Genomic DNA, 1,177 nt, shown 5'->3' with positions numbered 1-1,177 from the left:
AGCGGTGATGGCAAACTTGGGACAAGACTACTGTATTCGTCATCAAGCAGGTAAAGGCGCAGCGCAAGAAGTGCAAGCTGCTTATCAAGCGAACAATGTTGCTAATGCAGAAGTGACCGAGTTTATTGATGATGTTGCACAAGCGTATGCGTGGGCAGATCTGCTAGTGTGCCGTTCTGGCGCATTGACGGTATCTGAAGTCTCAGCAGCAGGTGTAGGCGCGATTTTTATCCCGTTCATGCATAAAGACCGTCAACAGGCACTGAATGCCGACCACTTAGTGGAATGCGGTGCTGCGAAGATGATTGAACAACCTGATTTAACCGTGGAGTCTTTGACTCAACAGATCCAACAATTGGATCGCCAAGCTTTACTTTCAATGGCTCAAAAGGCACGCAGTGCCGCAAAATTAGATGCTGACAAAGTTGTCGCACAAGCCATTGTCGCTTTGACCGAAAAGCGTTAACGAATTATTGAGAATCGAATTAATGACTATCCAACATACACAAGACCTAGCTCAGATTCGCGCGATGGTACCAGAAATGCGTCGCGTGAAATGCATCCACTTCATCGGTATCGGTGGTGCGGGCATGAGCGGCATTGCTGAAGTTCTTCTAAACGAAGGTTATGAAATCACGGGTTCAGACTTGTCTGAAAACCCAGTAACCGAGCGCTTAGTGTCGAAAGGGGCAACCGTATTTATTGGTCACCAAGCAAGTAATGTCGAAAAGGCTAGTGTGGTAGTCGTCTCCACCGCGATTAACGAGGAAAACCCTGAAGTCATGGCGGCTCGTGAATTGCGTATTCCTATTGTTCGCCGAGCAGAAATGCTGGCTGAACTGATGCGATTCCGTCATGGTATCGCTGTTGCGGGTACACATGGTAAAACCACCACCACAGCACTAGTCACACAAATCTATTCCGAAGCAGGCCTTGATCCAACGTTTGTAAACGGCGGTCTAGTAAAGAGCGCGGGCACAAATGCGCGCTTGGGCTCTAGCCGTATTCTGATTGCAGAAGCGGATGAGAGCGACGCCTCTTTCTTGCACCTGCAACCTATGGTAAGCATTGTTACCAACATTGAAGCTGACCACATGGATACCTACGGTGGTGACTTCGAAACGTTGAAACAAACCTTCATTGATTTTCTTCACAACCTGCCGTTTTATGGCCAAGC

The 1,177-nt window shown here is 48.2% G+C and carries 2 protein-coding genes; both read left to right on the top strand.

All coding sequences use genetic code 11. From position 1 onward, the window contains the following. On the top strand, window positions 1-466 hold a 466-nt coding region (locus tag R7O12_RS25970; RefSeq protein ID WP_318126933.1), incomplete at its 5' end, for a glycosyltransferase. 22 nt (window positions 467-488) lie between these two features. Continuing rightward, window positions 489-1,177: UDP-N-acetylmuramate--L-alanine ligase (locus R7O12_RS25965; protein WP_318126932.1), on the top strand; the 689-nt coding region annotated here is incomplete at its 3' end.

The organism is Vibrio sp. Vb1574 (assembly GCF_033338675.1).
Note: the sequence above shows the minus strand (reverse complement) of the source record. Positions and strands in the feature narration are given on the sequence as shown.